This window comes from Paenibacillus xinjiangensis, from assembly GCF_059686975.1.
In genome coordinates, this window is the sequence record NZ_JCAALS010000010.1 from 74,331 (window position 1) to 92,746 (window position 18,416).

The following is an 18,416-nucleotide window of genomic DNA, read 5'->3' on the forward strand; positions in this document are numbered from 1 at the left end:
TGACTTTATTATAGGCTCTGTAAAAATAAATTTCAATATTTATTTTTGTTGTGAAATTTTATTTTACAAATGAGAGCTCTTCTCCTATACTAATAAAAGAAAGCGAAGTGATGTTTATGTACATGTACATCGGTATCGACGGAGGCGGCACCAAAACTGAAGCGACCGCGCTGGGCCTGGATGGAAGCGTACTCGGAAGCTATATTGGAGGATCTACGAATCCTTATGCTGTCACGTTCGAAAAAGCTGCCGAGGAGCTAGGTAACGTCATTGACTGCCTTTTCAACTCATTAAATGATCCATCAGCAATCTGTAATGGAATGTGTCTTGGCATGTCAGGTATTAGAACCGAACAGGAAAAAGCAGCCATGACCGCATACCTGCTTAATTACCAAGAGAAGCGGAGCCTGTACTTCCCTATTGCGATGAAATCAGAAGCTGATATTTCATTAATGGCAGCGATTGAACGCAATTACGGCATTCTTGTCATCTCGGGCACCGGGTCGGGCGCCTACGGCCTCACTCCCGAAGGGCAACACTACCGTGTAGGCGGCTGGGGGCATTACCTTGGCGATGAGGGAAGCGGCTATGAGATCGGCTTGCAGACATTGAAAGCGGTTATTAGAAGCTATGAGGACCTCCTGCCGGGAACCTTGCTGACCAACCTGATTACCGAAGCCTGGCACTTAGACCATATTACGGATTTGAAAGCGTATATTTATCAGCCTTCTATTGTAAAAGCTAACATTGCCGCATTCGCTGAGCCTTGTATTCGGGCTGCGGAGGCTGGTGATTCCGTTGCAGCCAGCATTATTACGAAACAAGCGATAGCCCTTGTAGATACCACAATTGCCCTTATTAATAAAGATCTGTTCCTTGAAGACTCAGACGTAGTTATGACAGGGTCGATCTTCAAGCATTCGGCATTATTCCGTGATTTTTATTGCACGATCCTATCTAATCACTATCCGAAGCTGACCTTCATTCAAGCGGGCAGCGTGCCCAGACCTCCAGCTGCAGGCGCAGCTATGCTGGCAAAAAAGCTTTTTCCAACAATAGATTGAACATAAGAGATAAAGGGGATACCGCCTCATGAATCATATTCTCAGTCAACTGACGACCGAGCAGCCTAATGCACAAACCAGACATATCGATCAGCTTAACTCCGAACAAATCATGCAGCTTATCAATGCGGAGGATCAGAAGATTGCTTCCATCGTGAATGCCTTGATTCCGCAGATTGCCCAAGCTGCAGACTATATTGTAGAAGCCTTCCGCAAAGGCGGCAGATTGTTCTATACAGGAGCCGGAACCAGCGGACGAATCGGCATTCTAGACGCATCCGAATGCCCCCCGACATTCGGCACGGACCCTTCCATGGTACAGGGTATTATCGCTGGCGGCTTCAAGGCGGTGAAGGACCCAGTAGAGGGTGCAGAGGACAGTGAAGCGCTTGGCGCACACGATATTGATCAGCATGGCATTCATGCTAACGATGTCGTTATCGGTATAGCAGCCAGCGGGAGAACTCCCTATGTGCTTGGCGCGATGAAGCGTGCGGGAGAGCTTGGAGCGACCGTCATCGGCATATGCAACAACTATGACTCTCCGATGAAGCAGGAAGCCAAGCTGATGATTGAAGCCGTCGTCGGACCAGAGGCCGTTCTTGGCTCTACAAGAATGAAAGCCGGCACAACGCAGAAGCTCATTCTCAATATGCTGACGACGACAGCCATGATTAGAATCGGCAAGGTCTATCAGAACCTAATGGTCGACTTGAACCCCTCCAACGAGAAGCTTGTCCACCGTGCCAAACGTATTATCAGCATGGCTACTAATGCTTCAGCGGAGCAAGTCGAACATGCTTATGCAGCATCTGAGGGACATGTGAAGACGGCTATCGTCATGATTATGGCAGACACCGGCGCTCAGGAGGCTCGTGATTTGCTCCAGCAAGCGGACGGCTTCGTCACTCCAGCTATACAGCTTCATACTGATAAAATGAATTAACGAAAGGCGGGCCCAGCGGACCCGCCTTTCATGCTTGTTATAGGCTTGCCGCCTCGCGCTCCGGCTACCCCTTGCTCACTCTGCTTTTGACCAGAAACCGCTTGATATAGATGAACATACCAACGGCTGAGGCAAGCACAAATACAGTGAAGGAGCTGAACATAATCGTTCCCGCCTCTTGGAACCAGCTGTCGATCACCGCAGGCGCCGCTATCAAGAGCCCTCCGATCACAATCGAGTAGATTCCTAGCGTTCTGGATAGGCTTGCCTTCCGCTCCTCCGTAAGCGATTCTTCAACATCTGCTCCGGTAATTAGCTTCAGCTTCTGCTTGCGCCACAACAAGTATCCTTGGACGACTAGAATAGCCCCCGCGATCCAATCGAATATGTAATGGTCCATGATTACACCTCCTTCTTCCTGACGTTTGACTATGCCTTATTTTGCCAAAATAGCCAGATTAGATACATGGAAATAGGAATTCGGTTCTATGAACGTTCGGATTATTTCTGTTTAATATATACGGCAATGGTAAACATAACACGGAGGACTGTTTATTTAGTCAACATATCGTTTAAGTTTGATTATTGTTGTAACAACTGTTTTTGTTTTAAGCTAATGAAGAGCACAGCAAGCTAGTAAGTTCGTTGAAGCTTCCCCTTTTTTATTTCAAGCAGTAATGAACTGCTCCATTAAATTACCTATATTACAAAAGACGAGAGGAAGATTTATGATGAACAAACGTTTCGACTCCAAAGTTATTGTGATCACTGGCGCAGGTTCCGGCTTGGGACAAATTTCTGCATTGGAAATTGCCAAAGAAGGCGCAAAGCTTTCTCTGATTGACCTGAATGAAGCGGCTCTTGCCGAGACCAAGAAGCTGATCCTTGAAGCTGCTCCTGAAGCTGAGCTTCTGCTTCTCACAGCAGATGTAGCCAGCGAAGAGGCTGTTAAAAAATACGTGGATGACACGGTACAACGCTTCGGGCGTATTGACGGCTTCTACAATAATGCCGGCATCGAAGGCACGCAAGCACCTACTGCCGAATACAACAGCAAAGTATTCGACAAGGTTATCGACATCAACCTAAAAGGCGTATTCTACGGCATGAAGTACGTGCTTCCGGTCATGCAGGAGCAGCAATCGGGCTCTATCGTTAACGTTGCTTCCGTTGGCGGTATCCGTGCCGTTCTGAACCAAGCGGCATATGTCGCAAGCAAACACGCCGTAGCCGGCATGACAAAAAATGCTGCGATCGAATACGGCCAGTACAACCTGAGCATTAACGCGATTGCGCCAGGCGCGATCATGACAGCTATGGTTGTTGGATCACTGAAGCAAATCGGCGGCGAAGACGGCTGGGAAGAAGCCGGCAAACAGTTCGTCAGTGTGAATCCGAAGAAACGTTTCGGCAAACCGGAAGAAGTAGCTCGTCTTGTCGCATTCCTGCTGTCCGGCGAATCCGAATTTATCAACGGCGTTGTCATTCCGATTGATGGCGGCCAATCGAACCAATACTAAGCACAACATATTTCGAATCGATCGAGAGGCCCTGCGTTATCGCAAGGGCCTCTCGCTGTTTCTACAGCTGGTCAATTATCACTTCCCGAACACATTAAACAGCCTTGGTACGGTCGAACCGAACCAAGGCTGTCTGTGGTCTATTATTAGTTTATCGCTGCTGTCAAGCCACTTAACGAGGAAAGCTTCTCAATGATTAAGACCAAATCTAACCATCAGCCGCTGCGCCAGCTCATCGTCAGACAGCGGGCGGCGATGCGTATTTTCAAGGTAAATATACTTCTCTGTCTCAGGCATCAAATACTCCTTGTACCAGAGGAAGAAATCCGGGCTGTCTCCATGCATACGCAAATACCTGCGGAGTGTATCTACATTTTGCACCGTGCTCTCGATATTCGTGAGCCAATCCGCCAGATAGAAGCGATCCCAAGCTCCGTGCTCAGAAGCGCGAAGCGCTTCAAGCCCCTCTTGATAAGCCCACATGGACATCGAGGCATGAACGAATGCTTGCGCATATTGCCCGCTTACATAAGATTCATGCGCTTTGGAAAGATGCAAGAACCCTTCACAGCCGGAGCGGTGAAGGATACCCTGACAACGAAGCTGATCAACTATTCGCTGACGGTCTCCCTCCCGTTCATCAATCTGCTCGATCAACGCATCACATCTCTGGGTCCACCTGCTCCACCTCTTCAGCCCTTCCTCACAGCGAGCGCCGAACCAGCTAACCTGCTCTGCGAAGGAAAGATCGCCTGTTGCCCACAATAGCCTGCTCTCAGGCTCAGCCCCCTTCCCTTGGAGCCAATGCCCAATGATCTTACGCGCTGGATGATGGTAGAACTCGTCTCCTGCGAGATCATCCTCATTCTCTCCGTAGGGAATAGAGCACTGCGCATAGGAATGGTACAGCTGCTCGATCTCCTCATGCTGACTTGTATAATAACACTTCACGAACTGCTTCAGGTGGTTCACGGCATCAGCTGTTCCTGCTTGCCACAGCTCACGTAGAAGATCAAGCGTGTAGACATGCATGCGGATATTGCCACAGTTAATCAGCAGATATTCATCTGCGCCTGATGCGAATGCCTGCTCAACCTCTGAAGTAAGGAAGGCCGCAGGTCCAGGGAACATCGTGAGATGGTTCGATGCCTGCAGATCATGGAACGTGACGTGATAGTATACGCCATTCTTGCCGCTGTCGCCCACTTCCGGAAGAGCCGGAACCCGCTCATTCGTATTGCCATGTCTTCGCGACACCATCTTGCCATAGCCGTTATCGGCCCACACCTTAATGACATCATCGGGAAGCTGGATATATCCTCCTTTGTACAGCTCGGCAATCTCGCCATACAGCGCCGCACAGTAGACCGGATTCTTCACCGACTCGCCAATCATATCGTATTGCCTGCGAATGACACGGCTTATCATATTGCCACGCTTCTGCGGCGTATCGAAGGAAGGATCATTCTCCCAGAATGGTTTGTCACCTTGACCGCGGAATGACAGTACCCAGACAATATTGTCATCCTTCTGCTTCTCAATCGCCTCTCGCCACAACGCTTCGAACAACGCTGGCTCATCCTTGTAGCTGGCCGCCTTGCCGGGGTATGCGCGCAGGAACATCTCTGCTCCAAGCGGCTCCGCGTGATGATGCGTTACCCATAAGCCCATCTCAGCAGCGGTCTTGAAGTGAAGTCCCGTCTTCGGCAGGTCAGTACCGGGAATGACCATATTGCCCCCGCAGCGCAGCAGCGTCTCGAATACCCGCTGCCAGATGGATTCGGACGGCGGGTAGCTGTCCTCCCAGCCAATCAAGCATACCTCATCGTTGACGAACCAGCCGCGATAACGGACTCGGGCTTGTGGGGAATCATAGGCCTCACAAGGGATGATCAAATGATCCTGCTTCTGAATGGTCTGGTCCATCCATAGCCAGAACGGCTCAATCCCCAGATATTGCTCGCTGAATCGCAAAATGCCATAGACGAAGCCCAGATCATCGCCAGCGATGATCTCCATAGTCATGCGGCCGCCCTGCTGGTCTCGGAAGCGGAAGCCGAACGCCTCTGCCCTCTCGGGCAGACCATCCGCCGGCTCAGCATAGCGGATCACAATATCCGCTGCCACCTCAGCACGATCTTGGTCGTCGTTGTAGCGAATAGACGGCTCCCCGCCCATAACCTTTTCCATATCGCGATCCAGCATACGCAGTGCATGCTGAATCGGCGAGGTCGGCTTCACCAGCATTCTCAGCAGCGGTCTTTTGTCTAATACAATACTTGGAGCCACCCTTACACCCCCGAATAAGCCATGAATCCACCGTCTACAGGTACGGTAATACCGGTAACGAAGCCGGACATACTGTCATCCGACAGCCAGATCAGTGTTCCGAGCAAATCCTCAGGCTTGCCGAATCTTCTCATTGGTGTATGGGTAATGATCTTGTTCGAGCGCTCCGTCAGCGACCCGTCTTCGTTCGTGAGCAGCTTCCTGTTCTGCTCCGTTAGGAAGAAGCCCGGGGCAATGGCATTCACACGAATACCAACATCAGCCATATGGACAGCAAGCCACTGCGTCAAGTTGTTAATCGCTGCCTTAGCCGCACTATACGCAGGCACCTTGGTCATCGGACTTGGCGCACTCATCGAGGACATATTAATGACAACCGCACCCTGCTTGTTAATCATTTGCTTGGCGAACACCTGCGTCGGAATAAGCGTACCCAGCAGATTCAGGTCAAATACGAACCCGAAGCCCTCTGCGCTCAAGTCGAAAAAGGTCGTCAGCTCTTCATTGCCCAGATCATCGGGATGAAAAGTTTCCTTCGTCGTAATCCCCTTCGGATGATTGCCGCCTGCCCCGTTAATGAGAATATCGCAGCTTCCGAACGTCTCCTCTACGATAGCTCCAGCGCGCTTCACATTGTCTGCGTCCAGCACATTGCAAGCTAGAGCAAGCGCCTCTCCGCCAGCATTCCGAATCTCCTGCGCGATCAGCTCACCCTTCTCCTCTGTACGATTCAATATCGCTACCTTCACACCATGGCGGCCAAGCTCCTTGGCCATGGCAGAGCACAATACGCCGCTGCCGCCCGTAATAACAGCTACCTTGCCTGACAGATGCGTATGCACGGGTATCATGCTCATGCTAGACACTCCCCTTTCTTGTCCGCTCAAGTGAATCCCAGACACCCCACAAGTACATAATACCGAGCGCACGATCATATAGACCGTAACCAGGACGGCACTTCTCATCCCAGATATGACGTCCATGATCTGGTCTGACATAGCCCGTGTAACCGTTCTCATGATAAGCCTTCACGACATCCGTAATATCTACTGTGCCATCACTAGCACGGTGCGAGGTTTCAATAAAATCACCATTCTCATATACTCTGACGTTACGGATATGTGCGAACGGAATCCGGTCAGCGAACTCGCGAACCATAGCTGCTACATCATTATCGGGGTTCGCTCCAAGTGATCCGCTGCATAAGGTCACACCGTTATAGGGGCTGTCAACAAGGCTGAGCAATCGACGAATATTGGCTTGTCCCGTTACGATTCTCGGCAGCCCGAATACGGAATAAGGGGGATCATCCGGATGAATAGCCATTTTAATGTCATGCTCCGCTGCCACCGGAATAATCTGTTCCAAGAAATACTTCAGATTTGCGAACAAATCCTCTTCCGTCACGCTCTTATAAGCCTCGAACAGAGGGGCTAAGCGGGCCAGACGCTCCGGCTCCCAGCCTGGAAGCGTGAATGCCGAATTCTCGTTAATGCTGCGAACGAGCTCTTCGGCATCCATGCTCTCGATTCTAGCTTTGTCGAAGAACAATGCGGTAGAGCCATCCTCCATCTCCTTGAATAGGTCGGTACGAATCCAATCGAAGATTGGCATGAAATTATAGCAAATAACTTTTACTCCGACCTGCGCCAGCTTCACAATCGTGCGTTTATAATTCTCGATATACTGGTCTCGTGACGGCAGTCCGAGCTTAATATCCTCATGCACGTTGACGCTCTCGACAACCTCCAGATGGAAACCATATTCATCAGCAAGCCTCTTATAATCGAGAATTTTGTCCATCGGCCACTCTTCCCCTGCCGGAACATCATGAAGCGCCCAGACGAGCCCCTCCACACCTGGAATCTGTTTAATCTGCTTCAACGTAACGGAATCATTGCCTTCGCCATACCATCGGAATGTCATTCTCACAACCTATTCCCCCTCAGCTCTTAGTCTTGAAAATAATGCGGTAAATCCGTTCTAAGCTCTGACAGCTCTACATCAAGCTTGCCAATATGCTGCTCTAGCAGCTGCCTGATTAACGCTTCGTCACCCTTCTGCACAGCCTCTAACAGCTGCCGATGCTCCTCAATGACCTTGCCTGCCTGCCCATATTGCCGCAGGGATAGGAATCTAGCTCTGTTCACATGGGCGCGCATATGATGAATGACCTGCAGCAGTGTTTCATTGCCCGCAATCTCCAGAATTACGCGGTGGAAGGCTTCATCGAGCTGAAGGAACTGTACATAATCGCCCTGTTCAAAAGCTTCTTGCTGCTGCTTCATCAGCACTTCCATAGAAGCGCTTACAGAATCGCGATTATGATCCTCCCAGCGCCGTGCAGCTTGCCAAAAAGCACCGATCTCCAGCTGCTCGCGGACAAACCTTGTCTCGCTAACCTTCCTCACCGAAATAAGAGAGATTTGCGTTCCCCGCTGCGGCAATACATCCAGCAGCTGTTCGCTCACGAGCAGCCTGATCGCTTCACGCACTGGTGTACGGCTTACGTTCAAGGCCTCAGCCAGCTCATTCTCATAGATCATGCTTCCTGGCTCCAGCCGAAAAGCAACGATACTGTCGCGAATCGATTCATAGATCTGATCCCCAAGCGTCTTGCGCGGCTGCAGCGGCAATAACATCGACATTCGCTTCATCCTCCTCTCTATATAGATAATAATCATCTACTGTTAATTTACTTGTATTCTTGTATACAAGTCAATACGGAATAATAAATTTAGATCTATTTGCTTCCATATAGCCCTTGGTGAGACCGGTTTCCGGCCAGATATCTACTGGGCGATCTAGGGCTGTTTTTGAGCTTATTAGCAACTTTCGGGCCATTCGGCGAGCATCTAAGGTCGGTTTCCGGCTTGTTGCTACCCTAGAATGGGGGTAAAGGTTAATAACCTTAACGATTCAGCTGTAATTAAGTCTGTTAATTATTGCTCTGCTTAATTGAACAGCCGAAGCTTGTCTCGCATGTTATAATTAATTGTGTGTTAATTATTTCCACACGCTTGTCCATTACAGAGAACAATAAACCTACTGTGGATACAGCTCCCTGCCGAGAGAGCTGCTGAGAGGAGACAACCTTCATGCAAGCAATAGAGACAACAGACGTGTATCGACCAAAAGTATATTTAGCTGGCTTCGAGGTGTTCCGGCCTGATGCGTCCGAGCATGGGCGCCAGATGAAGCAGCTTTGTGCCGAGTATGGCTTCGAGGGCATATTCCCTCTGGATAAGGATATTAAGCCGCAGCCTACAAAGCTTGAGACCGCAACTGCCATATTCGAGGGCAATGTGAAGCTCGTGCACAAAGCTGATATCATCATCGCCAATCTCAATCCGTTCCGCGGACATGAGCCGGACTCAGGGACAGTATTCGAATGTGGATTGGGCTATGCGTTGAATAAGAAGCTGTACGCTCACATAGAGGATGGACGTTCGATCACGGAGAAGCTGCAGTTCGGCATTGATGCCGAGACGGGGCTGTACCAAGACAGCATGAATGTTGAGAACTTCGACCTCCCCCTCAACCTCATGCTTGGCATTTCCATAGAAATCGTTCAAGGGACGCTCGAAGATGCGCTGCACAAAGCCAGAGCAGATCTTACGGCTTCTCTATAATCCATAATACGTAAAATTCACAACGGCGCCTACAGGCATTAACTCATCGGCATACCGCTTCATGTTGACTCTGTCATCATCGGAGATGGAGGTATGGCTGTACGCTGCCAAGTAGACAACTCCAGTCCTCACATCATAGCGTCTAAAAGAAACCATTACACCGGCAAACATGCTGTTCAGGACGGAGAATACACCGTCCTGATTCAGGCTCCCATTCATTGCCGCCTGCCTCAGGCGCTCCGGCACCTCCCGGGAGCACACATGATCCGAAGCCGCCTCTTGATACGGCTTCACCGTGAAACAGACATCCGGCGAGGAATAGCCGGCTGCTACCTGATACAGCTCCACCGCATCCTTCTCTGACAAATGCAGTTGATCATCCCAAGCATAGATGACAGCCTGATGCTGACCGCAGCTGTTGATCCTGACATATCTAACATGAGGCATCTTTTGCTTAACGACATGCTCGAGCCATAAACGAGTCCCCATCGCTGCACCCCCCGATATTATCACCACAATATTGTTAGCGCTTACAACTATCATATGGTTTCCCCTTTAAACTATTCCGAAAGGACCATATCGGTGCCCCCAGCACATGCTTCTGGACATTCCTAATCCTTATCCTCTCTTCTCCTATCCTACACTATACTGCGGATAACCTAAATGCTCCTACAAAGGGGGGATCATATTGTCAGCTGTTGTACTAGGAATGATGGCGGTCTCCACGGAGCTGTCTGGCCACGCATCTGCATGAATGAATTGGCTCAGGCAAGTATTCAGCGCAATGACGCTAAGCCTGTTCACAGCTTTCTTTTATACGCGGCTTCACGTTCATCAATCTCGATTACAGAAGTAGCCATCCAGCGGGCATGAGAGCTCGATCTATACTAATGATGCATTTCTAGTCACCAGCACCGTTCTTACGATCGCCCTTCCCATCACCCTTATCCTTCGGAACAAGAAAAAAGCGCGCAGCCGCCTCTCATCCTAAAGAAGCCCCGATAGTGATAGCCCATACATCATAAAAAAGCATAGTGCCTGCCTACTTGGCAGCGGCTCTACGCTTCTTGTGATGCTCTTCTATTCTATACTAGCGACTCTGCTTGTTTGGAATGGACAAATACGAGCTTCACTGGCTTCACATTAACGAGGGCCGTGAATTGCTCTACCATATAGTCGGAGGAATATTTGAAGCCGGTCTCCGCCCAGTACATAATAACCCCAACGGTGGCAGACATCTCATAGCTGAGCATAATCTCATAGTCAATGGCATAAGGACTCTCTTCTACTTGAAGATAGATATGCTCTCTCATGAGTCTTCGGAATACATTATACAACTGGCCCAGCATATCGTTCTTGGCCATCATCAGTGCGTTGAATATTTGCCTGTTATCAAAAATATGCTCGAATATACGGGGGGTCGACGGTACGACCTCTTGCACCTCAATCTCCGAATAATTCGCATAGGGCTCCAATAGCGCTTGTCCTAGTCCTTCTAGGAATTCATCATTCATTTCTTGCAGCAGCTCTTCTTTGCCCAAATAATGCTTGTAGAAGGTACCCCGATTATAGTCCGCCCTCGCAACGATATCATTAATTGTAACGTGATCATAGCCCTTCTCCAAGATGAGATCCACTAATGCTGCCTTAAGGGCCTGCTGCGTTCTCTTGCTCCTTCGGTCCATCTGCTTGCCCAACATTAAACATCGTCACCGCCTTTGTACATTATCTAGCAGCTAATGAACATTTCACTATCTTTATATCGGATAGGCAACATTTTAAGATTAATCGTCCATTGTTTCCCACAGCTCATTCATTGTAACCTAGTAGTGAGCACAAGCAGAAATCAAGCATTATTTAGTGTCATTCATACATATTTCACGATTATTATAAAAAAGCAGTATCACCTTAGATAATCATGTAGAAAGCAGGAGCTTATGAACCTTATCGATGCCCTAGTAATAAGTATGCCCTTTGTTAAGCAGCTTTTTCGAGAAGACGTGGCACTCTCTGTCTATGATCACGAGAAGATTCACTACTGGTCAGACAGCAAAGCGTTGAAGCTTGGAATGCAAGCGGGTGATCCGCTATTCGATGACCACAAGGATTTCAAGGATTTGAAGCACGGCCGCGAGAAAAACTACAGTACGATTCCCAAAGAATTATTCGGTATGGCGTTCGAAGTCATGTTCGTTCCCATCATCGATTCCAACGACCAAGTAGTAGGCGTTCTTAGCATTAACTACAGCTTAGAGAATCAAGCTAAGCTTGAAGAGCTGATGGGTGAAACCAGCGCCATTACTGACAATCTATTGATCGGTATCCAGCAGGTTGCCGCTCATTCCGAGGAGCTGTCCGCCACTTCAGAGGAGCTGCTTCTGAACTCGAGGCATGCCGTAGAGAACTCTTCAAGCGTCTCACAGATTACGAGTATGATTAGAGAAATTTCAGCTCAGACGAATCTACTAGGACTGAATGCAGCCATCGAAGCAGCCCGTGTAGGAGAAGCAGGCGCAGGCTTTGGTGTCGTTGCCAAAGAAGTCAGGAAGCTGTCCGAGGAAACGAAGCAAGCAACGGGCCGTATCGAGCAAACGTTAGCCTCGGTATTAAATTCCATTAAGCAAATGGAGTCTGAAATTAACGAAATCTCTTCCGCATCCCACGACCAGGCTCAACTCGTCACCAAATTCGTCGAGAATATTGAGCTGCTGAACATAACCAGCCATAACCTCAAAGCCTTCATTCAAACGATGATGGTCTATGAGGACTAGACTACACGCACATAACAATGACACTCAACTTTTCAAAGCTTGAATGTTATTGTATAAACAAATGCGATTGTACATTCATTTAGCCCCTTGGCTCTGAATCATTTTGATTGCCTGCGAAAGTGCATTCTTTTGTTGGCCCTATGATCATGTAAGGGAAATCTGAGTAGAAAAGAATGCATATTCGCATGCTTTTCCTCAACACCGTACACTAGCTTAGGAAACAACTGCAGATTTGCATTTCCCCTTTGCTCTGCTTTGCTTTGCTCGTTCTAATGCAACGCTTTCGAAACTCCTCACCCAAGGTGCAATGGAACCATGTGATAGCTATGAACAACAATCAAGCAATAAACAAATAACCCGAGTATCCGGAAAGTCAGTAAGACTTTCTCGACACTCGGGTTATTTGTTCTAAGAGGACGTCCAGCCCCAGAAGAAGCCATCTCTATCCCATGCAGCTCTGCCATTATGCAGCTTGCGGAACAGCTTCTTCACATCCTTGGACAAGGATTCATTGCCATTATCGTTCACGAACACGAATTGTTCCCCGAAGTTAGCCTTCACATAGTTAATTGCATCGCTCTGGTGAAGAATGCCTGAGAACTTAATTTCATTAACCATCCATTCTGCAACCTGCTGCGCTGATGCCTCCATAAGCGACCCACTCTCTTCATTGATATTCAACCTGAATTAGAAGCATAATAGATAGCTTGAGAAAAATCCACCGCTTTTCCTATATTATATTTTAGACCAATGGAGTGAACCTTATAAGCCGAATCATCTGCAGCCCACTTCAGCTAGGGCTGCAGTTGGCGCGGCATGCCGGTGTCATTCTATCCAGCATGAAACAACTGGACCTATCTAGGTCCGGCTGGCAGCCATATATCAACGGAGGTTCCTTCTCCTTGCACGCTTGTAATGCGCATATGCCCTTGATGGGCTTGGACAATATTCCGAACAATCATAATACCAAGACCGTTACCGTCCGTTCTTGTCGTATGGAACGGTTCCCCTAAGCGGCTAATAACCTCTTCCGTCATACCCTCACCACTATCTGTGAAAGTAATATGCTGGTTATCTCCCTCTACATCGAGAACGATAGTTATGACTCCTCCATAAGGCAATGCATCCACCGCGTTCTTGAGAATATTCAGGAATACCTGCTTAACCTGATTCTTATCGCAGCTGATTACACAGTCAGAGATGCATTCATATTCAATTATGATGCCATTCATAGATGCCTGGATATTGAATACATCCAGCACCTCCTGAAGAATGGTGCAGCTGCTCTCATTCGTGAATTGCACCGCCTGCGGCCTTCCTAGAATAAGGAACTCGCTGACGATGAGATTCATACGCTCCAACTCAGACATGATCAGCTCATAATGAACGATCTCTGTGTTCCGCTTGGAGAACTGCAGCATTCCTTTGACCGTTGTGAGCGGATTGCGTATCTCATGTGCAATGCTTACAGCCATCTGACCGGCAATGACCAGCTTCTCTGCATTCTGAAGCCGCTCTCTCGTGTTCTTTATTTCTGTAATGTCCCGAATGCTGCCCACTACACGAACAAGCGAGTGGTGGTGATCATAGATGGGAACGACATCGAGTATATAATAGCTGGACTTCCCCTCTGATTGAAAATCCAGCTCTATTCCTACACATTCTTCCCCACTAGTAATCACCTGCTGAAAATACGGCCCTATACGTGCATGCTCCAGCACATTACGCCCTATATACTGGTCCTTCATAGTGCGATCCACTTTCATCATAGCCAGACTGCTCTCATTCATATCCATAACGCTGCCGGACCCATCGCTCACAATGACACCATAGTACTTATTGTCGAGCAGCGCTTGATTCAAGATATGCAGCTGAGTATTCTGCTTGCGGAGCAGCAGCTCCCGTTCAACAGAATCTGCGATCGTGCATAGCAGAGCCAGCATATGGGGATGGGCAGAGGAGAGCTCCATCATCATAGAGATTGTCCCCAATAATGGTCCGCCACCCTCCGAGTAGAAGGGTGCTGTATAGCATGCCATCCCATGCAGTGCGGTGTGATAATGGTCCTTGCCAATGAGCGCAATCGCTTGATTGAATCGCAGGCACAGTGCTACGGTATTGATGCCAACGGCTTCCGATTCGTTGAACTGAACACCTGGTACAATACCGAGATTTTCTACATTCCCAATAATGGTTGGATCACCTTCAAAAGCCAGAATATAGCCCTCGGCATCCGATATAGCGACCAGGAAAGAGTTTCCTGACACCGAATTCAGAAACTTTTCCACGAAAAATTGAATAACATCTATGATTTCCTTATAGGCGGCCAGCTGCATATCCAGCTCTTCCTTAGAGTATCGAATCTCATATTTAGGAATGTGATCGGGATTAATGCCGTTATGAATGAATTGTTGATGTATCTCTTCAATTATCTTTCTTTCAATCATGTTGTTCTACCCACCCGCTCAATATGACAACTCCCTACATCCTATGTTACATAGGATGATTCTACCAGCAATCCCTACAATCCTTCCTCCATTGCAAAATAAATCTAGTTCCACGGAAATTACCCTAATTCTGTCTAACCAAGCGACAAGAAGCCCGGCGCATCTGATTAAAGATGGCACGAGCTTATCTAATTTTCATTTCAATTCAGAACCTCTGTCCCCGAGGCATTCAGCCTCTCTTGAATGTCATAAGGCAGAGGCTCGTTCACGGTTTTCTTGTCATTGATCAGCTCAGATACGGTCACGAACTCGAACCCTCTTCGCGCTAGCTCAGGAAGAATAATCTTCATCGCTCTGACGGTCTGGGTGGAGTTCGGAACATAGTCATGCAATAGAATGATATCCCCGTTACGCGCATGGTTCAATACTCTGTTCACAATGTGAGTTACACCCGGATTTCTCCAATCACCCGTATCCTGATGCCAGGACCACATGATAGTCGTATAGCCCAGCTTCTTCATAATTTCAATGGTTTGGTCATTATAGTAGCCGCCTGGCGGGCGGAACAGCATCGGTTTTTTACCCGTTATCTTCTCTAGCACCTGCTGGGTCTTTACAACCTCTTCCATTATCGTGACTGGACTAATCTTCTGTTTGAAATAGACATGACTATAGGTGTGATTAGCTACCTCATGCCCCTCCGCTATTTCGCGCTTCACCGTATCCGCATATTTCTCAACCTTATTCCCAAGCACAAAAAAAGTAGCCTTAGCGTTATATTGCTTCAACAAATCAAGTATTTGCTCCGTCGTATCAGGATGAGGCCCATCATCAAAGGTTAATGCTAATTTCTTCGCTTCCATCGGTACTTCCCATACGATCTCACCCGTCTTCTCATAGAAATCCCGCCCCTTCCTTTCTGAAGGAACACTAAATCCACAGCAGAGCGCCACACACAGAATCAACGCTGCCATACGGTAACAGCTTGCCAATCTTCCACCTCTTCACCTATCCAAGTTGATTGTGCCTCTTTATGTAGGATGTACCATTCTTCGTTTTTCATAATTGGGATATTGTGGGGGGCGCAAATAAAAGAACCTAACCGTATTCGGTCAGGCTCTCGATCCTATCTCGTTATATCTATGATTTATCTTCCAATAACTTATCAATTTCGCTCTTCAAAAGAAGATACCGATGAACACTTCTCACAATCGGAACCTTCGTGAGCTTGTTCTTGTCCACGTACACTTTCATCTGGTCTTTCGTAAGCCCCAGCAGCTCTCCTGCCTCTGTCAACGTCAACACAACCTCATTGCTCGTTGCATTGAATGTTTTCTTCACCTTGAGATTCCAATCCTCAGATTCATACATCTATACCCGCAACCTTTCTTATTCAGTCAATCATTCATATAGACTGCTTATCCCTAATTATATCATGAAAATGACCTGTTTAGGGCGCGGAATTACATGCCCTCTAACGACAGCCCTTCCACAAGAGGAGAACACAGGAAATGGCAGTGCAGGATTATCCCCGCACTGCCATTATTCATCTAAGCTATGAAAGTCCTTTGGAGCTGTAAGGATCAGAGTAATTCGTGGCTGACGTCTTCTCCCACACATCCGCATATTCAGGATGGCGCTTGAATTGCGCGAGCGCATAGGAGCAGGAAGGGATGATCATTCTCCCCTGTGCTCTCGCTTCCGCGAAGCCGCGGCCCAGACGGTCCTTAAGCAGAAAATGACAGCAGGTCCAAGCCAGCCCTTAATAGGTGAACTTATTAATTAGTGCCTTTAATTCCTCGGATAACTTCGATAACGCTTGTGCAGAAGCAGAGATTTCTTCCATAGACGCTAATTGCTCTTCCGCAGATGCAGCTACTTCTTCAGAGGTTGCTGCATTTCCTTTGGCGATCATCGCAAGCTCATTCGCTGTTGCTGCTACCTCTTGGACGCTAGCGGAGATTTGCTCTGTTATAGCTGATACTTCATCAATATAAGGTGTCGTGTTCCTCATACTGGCAACAATCTGCTCGAACTTCTGAATGGCTTCTGTTGATATTCTGAGGCCGCCAGCTATATCCTCGGATACTTTTTCCGTCGTTTCAACTGATTCTCTCGTCTCCCGCTGAACCTCTACAATCAGCTCAGAGATATGCTTAGCAGCTTCCTGCGATTGCTCCGCTAATTGACGAACCTCAGTGGCGACAACGGCGAAGCCCTTGCCATGCTCCCCAGCCCGTGCAGCCTCGATAGCAGCATTCAGCGCCAACAAATTCGTCTGCTGCGCGATCCCGCTGATCACATCGGTGATGGAGCCGATTTCTTTGGAACGATTGTACAAGGAGCGTACGATGCGATCCGACTTCTCGGCCGACTCGTGAATTGAGCTCATTTGTTGGACAACCAGACTAACGGACTGTCCGCCTTCCTCAGCCTGAACCGTGGAATGTCTGGACAGATCCGACAGAACGGTTACACTCTCCACAATCCTTTCCACACCGATTGCGATCTCATTCATCGTATGAACGTTATGCTCAATGCCGCCCATCTGCTTCTCTGCACCGCCTGCAACTTCTTGAATAGCGGCTGACACTTGCTCGGTTGCTGCACTGGTCTGCTTGGCACCTTCCATTAAGAGATCAGAGGAAGCAGCCACTTGCTCGGAGCGTGCCTCTACATCCTGAATAATGGAACGCAAATTATGCTGCATATCGTTGAAGGCACGTCCCAGATCACCAATCTCATCATAGGACTTCACTTCAATTGTCTCTGTGAGGATCCCTTCGCTTACTTGAATAGCTGATGCCCTAAGCCGCTTAATCGGCTTAATAATGGATACCATAATCGTATAGATTAATCCTCCGCCAATAATGAGACAGGCTATTACTGTAACAATCATATTAATAAAAATGGGCCTTGCTGAGTCTTCAATTTCCGCAGCATTCATCAGCCCAATAACTTTCCATCCAACCACTTCGTTAGTCGCATAATACATCTTTTTATCCTCATCATCTAGACGCTGATCGAGCTGCCCAGAGGCATTCTCATATACAAGATCATAGACGGGGTTATCTACAGCCTCTCCAGGTTGAATCGAAGGATCCACGACTACCTTCTTCTTAGCATCCAGAATCATGACATAACCAGCTTTGCCGATACTAACCGCGCTGGCAAGATTACTAATCTGGTCAATGCCTAGGTTAACCGCCACAACGCCTGAGCCATCCGACAACGCTTCAGAGACCGTAATAATCATCTCGCCTGTTACAGATGAGACATAAGGATCGGTCACAATTGCTTGCCCTTTATTATCCATAGCGTTGATATACCAGTCCCTTGTTCTCGGGTCGAAATCCGCCTGTGCTTCCTGCTTAGGCGATCTGACATATTGGCCTGTTTCTGTTCCAAGGCTGACGCTTGCTGCATCCTTATGCATCCCTATGTACATATCGAGCATTCGAAAAACCTCGGTATATTGTCCACCCTGTGACATTCCCGCATTAATATTCGCAGCGAAATAATCCACATCCAGCATCTTCGGCTGAATGGTCGCGCTAATAATGGAATTCACGAGCGCCATATTCTCGCTTGTGCTGCTTACAATCTGATCCTCCAGCTCTTTCTTGGCCTGCTCGTAAGCAAGCACTCCAACCGTTACAGAGGGAATAACTAACACCAGCACAAAGGCAGCGATTAGCTTCGTCTTGAAATTATTCCACAATATGGTCTTCAACTTCGTCTTCATCG

19 protein-coding genes are annotated in these 18,416 nt (G+C 48.2%); 6 read left to right on the top strand and 13 right to left on the bottom strand.

Annotated elements, in window-relative coordinates:
* Positions 1 to 116: 116 nt before the first annotated feature.
* Positions 117 to 1,064: a BadF/BadG/BcrA/BcrD ATPase family protein gene (locus tag AC6ESP_RS12020; protein ID WP_497096966.1), complete on the top strand. Its 948-nt coding sequence runs from the start codon at positions 117 to 119 to the stop codon at positions 1,062 to 1,064.
* Between the two features lie 28 nt (positions 1,065 to 1,092).
* The gene (gene murQ / locus AC6ESP_RS12025; RefSeq protein ID WP_497096967.1) at positions 1,093 to 2,010 is read left to right on the top strand and encodes an N-acetylmuramic acid 6-phosphate etherase; all 918 of its coding nucleotides are present in this window, start codon (positions 1,093 to 1,095) and stop codon (positions 2,008 to 2,010) included.
* Between the two features lie 64 nt (positions 2,011 to 2,074).
* Here murQ and AC6ESP_RS12030 read toward each other — a convergent pair whose 3' ends face one another.
* The gene (locus AC6ESP_RS12030; RefSeq protein WP_497096968.1) at positions 2,075 to 2,410 is read right to left on the bottom strand and encodes a DUF3784 domain-containing protein; all 336 of its coding nucleotides are present in this window, start codon (positions 2,408 to 2,410) and stop codon (positions 2,075 to 2,077) included.
* A 331-nt stretch (positions 2,411 to 2,741) separates the two neighbouring features.
* Here AC6ESP_RS12030 and AC6ESP_RS12035 point away from each other — a divergent pair, with 331 nt between their 5' ends.
* Complete coding sequence (locus AC6ESP_RS12035) at positions 2,742 to 3,530, top strand: SDR family oxidoreductase (protein ID WP_497096969.1); 789 nt, start codon at positions 2,742 to 2,744, stop codon at positions 3,528 to 3,530.
* A 189-nt stretch (positions 3,531 to 3,719) separates the two neighbouring features.
* Here the strand turns inward: AC6ESP_RS12035 and AC6ESP_RS12040 are convergent, their stop codons facing one another.
* Genes AC6ESP_RS12040 through AC6ESP_RS12055 form a run of 4 tightly spaced genes read right to left on the bottom strand, consistent with a single transcriptional unit; the run spans position 3,720 to position 8,467 of the window.
* Positions 3,720 to 5,819, bottom strand: coding sequence for a glycosyl hydrolase 115 family protein (locus tag AC6ESP_RS12040; RefSeq protein WP_497096970.1), 2,100 nt, complete (start codon positions 5,817 to 5,819; stop codon positions 3,720 to 3,722).
* 2 nt (positions 5,820 to 5,821) lie between these two features.
* Positions 5,822 to 6,670 (bottom strand): SDR family oxidoreductase, encoded by an 849-nt coding sequence (locus AC6ESP_RS12045; RefSeq protein WP_497097073.1) that lies wholly within the window; start codon positions 6,668 to 6,670, stop codon positions 5,822 to 5,824.
* A gap of 7 nt (positions 6,671 to 6,677) precedes the next feature.
* Positions 6,678 to 7,751, bottom strand: coding sequence for a mannonate dehydratase (gene uxuA / locus AC6ESP_RS12050; RefSeq protein ID WP_497096971.1), 1,074 nt, complete (start codon positions 7,749 to 7,751; stop codon positions 6,678 to 6,680).
* A gap of 20 nt (positions 7,752 to 7,771) precedes the next feature.
* Positions 7,772 to 8,467: a GntR family transcriptional regulator gene (locus AC6ESP_RS12055; protein ID WP_497096972.1), complete on the bottom strand. Its 696-nt coding sequence runs from the start codon at positions 8,465 to 8,467 to the stop codon at positions 7,772 to 7,774.
* Between the two features lie 450 nt (positions 8,468 to 8,917).
* On the opposite strand from AC6ESP_RS12055, the gene AC6ESP_RS12060 reads away from it, so the two are divergent.
* The gene (locus AC6ESP_RS12060) at positions 8,918 to 9,451 is read left to right on the top strand and encodes a nucleoside 2-deoxyribosyltransferase (RefSeq protein ID WP_497096973.1); all 534 of its coding nucleotides are present in this window, start codon (positions 8,918 to 8,920) and stop codon (positions 9,449 to 9,451) included.
* Here AC6ESP_RS12060 and AC6ESP_RS12065 read toward each other — a convergent pair.
* Positions 9,446 to 9,940 carry a hypothetical protein gene (locus AC6ESP_RS12065; RefSeq protein WP_497096974.1) on the bottom strand — a complete coding sequence of 165 codons (495 nt, stop codon included), beginning with the start codon at positions 9,938 to 9,940 and terminating at the stop codon, positions 9,446 to 9,448. The two genes, AC6ESP_RS12060 and AC6ESP_RS12065, sit on opposite strands and share 6 nt — an antisense overlap.
* A gap of 261 nt (positions 9,941 to 10,201) precedes the next feature.
* Between AC6ESP_RS12065 and AC6ESP_RS12070 the strand changes: the two genes are divergently transcribed.
* Positions 10,202 to 10,324 carry a hypothetical protein gene (locus AC6ESP_RS12070; protein WP_497096975.1) on the top strand — a complete coding sequence of 41 codons (123 nt, stop codon included), beginning with the start codon at positions 10,202 to 10,204 and terminating at the stop codon, positions 10,322 to 10,324.
* A 212-nt stretch (positions 10,325 to 10,536) separates the two neighbouring features.
* On the opposite strand, the gene AC6ESP_RS12075 is transcribed toward AC6ESP_RS12070, so the two are convergent.
* Positions 10,537 to 11,151: a TetR/AcrR family transcriptional regulator gene (locus AC6ESP_RS12075; protein WP_497096976.1), complete on the bottom strand. Its 615-nt coding sequence runs from the start codon at positions 11,149 to 11,151 to the stop codon at positions 10,537 to 10,539.
* Between the two features lie 237 nt (positions 11,152 to 11,388).
* On the opposite strand from AC6ESP_RS12075, the gene AC6ESP_RS12080 reads away from it, so the two are divergent.
* Positions 11,389 to 12,222, top strand: coding sequence for a methyl-accepting chemotaxis protein (locus AC6ESP_RS12080; RefSeq protein WP_497096977.1), 834 nt, complete (start codon positions 11,389 to 11,391; stop codon positions 12,220 to 12,222).
* 408 nt (positions 12,223 to 12,630) lie between these two features.
* Here AC6ESP_RS12080 and AC6ESP_RS12085 read toward each other — a convergent pair whose 3' ends face one another.
* From AC6ESP_RS12085 to AC6ESP_RS12110, 6 genes are all read right to left on the bottom strand, one after another.
* Positions 12,631 to 12,873 (bottom strand): DUF6953 family protein, encoded by a 243-nt coding sequence (locus tag AC6ESP_RS12085; protein ID WP_497096978.1) that lies wholly within the window; start codon positions 12,871 to 12,873, stop codon positions 12,631 to 12,633.
* Positions 12,874 to 13,076: 203 nt separating this feature from the next.
* Positions 13,077 to 14,669 (bottom strand): ATP-binding protein, encoded by a 1,593-nt coding sequence (locus tag AC6ESP_RS12090; RefSeq protein ID WP_497096979.1) that lies wholly within the window; start codon positions 14,667 to 14,669, stop codon positions 13,077 to 13,079.
* A gap of 200 nt (positions 14,670 to 14,869) precedes the next feature.
* A complete protein-coding gene (locus AC6ESP_RS12095; RefSeq protein WP_497096980.1) occupies positions 14,870 to 15,643 on the bottom strand; it encodes a polysaccharide deacetylase family protein in 774 nt (257 codons plus the stop codon).
* Positions 15,644 to 15,809: 166 nt separating this feature from the next.
* Positions 15,810 to 16,040, bottom strand: a complete 231-nt coding sequence (locus AC6ESP_RS12100) for a helix-turn-helix domain-containing protein (protein WP_497096981.1) — start codon at positions 16,038 to 16,040, stop codon at positions 15,810 to 15,812.
* 184 nt (positions 16,041 to 16,224) lie between these two features.
* The gene (locus AC6ESP_RS12105; RefSeq protein WP_497097074.1) at positions 16,225 to 16,428 is read right to left on the bottom strand and encodes an N-acetyltransferase; all 204 of its coding nucleotides are present in this window, start codon (positions 16,426 to 16,428) and stop codon (positions 16,225 to 16,227) included.
* A 3-nt stretch (positions 16,429 to 16,431) separates the two neighbouring features.
* Positions 16,432 to 18,414, bottom strand: coding sequence for a methyl-accepting chemotaxis protein (locus AC6ESP_RS12110; protein WP_497096982.1), 1,983 nt, complete (start codon positions 18,412 to 18,414; stop codon positions 16,432 to 16,434).
* Positions 18,415 to 18,416: the final 2 nt, after the last annotated feature.

Coding starts and splice junctions, on each gene's coding strand:
- AC6ESP_RS12045 (WP_497097073.1), bottom strand. CDS start 6,670: ATGATACCCGTGCATACGCATCTGTCAGGCAAGGTAGCTGTTATTACG.
- AC6ESP_RS12075 (WP_497096976.1), bottom strand. CDS start 11,151: ATGTTGGGCAAGCAGATGGACCGAAGGAGCAAGAGAACGCAGCAGGCC.
- AC6ESP_RS12060 (WP_497096973.1), top strand. CDS start 8,918: ATGCAAGCAATAGAGACAACAGACGTGTATCGACCAAAAGTATATTTA.
- AC6ESP_RS12035 (WP_497096969.1), top strand. CDS start 2,742: ATGAACAAACGTTTCGACTCCAAAGTTATTGTGATCACTGGCGCAGGT.
- AC6ESP_RS12055 (WP_497096972.1), bottom strand. CDS start 8,467: ATGTCGATGTTATTGCCGCTGCAGCCGCGCAAGACGCTTGGGGATCAG.
- murQ (WP_497096967.1), top strand. CDS start 1,093: ATGAATCATATTCTCAGTCAACTGACGACCGAGCAGCCTAATGCACAA.
- AC6ESP_RS12085 (WP_497096978.1), bottom strand. CDS start 12,873: ATGGAGGCATCAGCGCAGCAGGTTGCAGAATGGATGGTTAATGAAATT.
- AC6ESP_RS12070 (WP_497096975.1), top strand. CDS start 10,202: ATGAATGAATTGGCTCAGGCAAGTATTCAGCGCAATGACGCTAAGCCT.
- AC6ESP_RS12100 (WP_497096981.1), bottom strand. CDS start 16,040: ATGTATGAATCTGAGGATTGGAATCTCAAGGTGAAGAAAACATTCAAT.
- AC6ESP_RS12095 (WP_497096980.1), bottom strand. CDS start 15,643: ATGGCAGCGTTGATTCTGTGTGTGGCGCTCTGCTGTGGATTTAGTGTT.
- AC6ESP_RS12020 (WP_497096966.1), top strand. CDS start 117: ATGTACATGTACATCGGTATCGACGGAGGCGGCACCAAAACTGAAGCG.
- AC6ESP_RS12080 (WP_497096977.1), top strand. CDS start 11,389: ATGAACCTTATCGATGCCCTAGTAATAAGTATGCCCTTTGTTAAGCAG.
- AC6ESP_RS12090 (WP_497096979.1), bottom strand. CDS start 14,669: ATGATTGAAAGAAAGATAATTGAAGAGATACATCAACAATTCATTCAT.
- AC6ESP_RS12110 (WP_497096982.1), bottom strand. CDS start 18,414: ATGAAGACGAAGTTGAAGACCATATTGTGGAATAATTTCAAGACGAAG.
- AC6ESP_RS12065 (WP_497096974.1), bottom strand. CDS start 9,940: ATGGGGACTCGTTTATGGCTCGAGCATGTCGTTAAGCAAAAGATGCCT.
- AC6ESP_RS12030 (WP_497096968.1), bottom strand. CDS start 2,410: ATGGACCATTACATATTCGATTGGATCGCGGGGGCTATTCTAGTCGTC.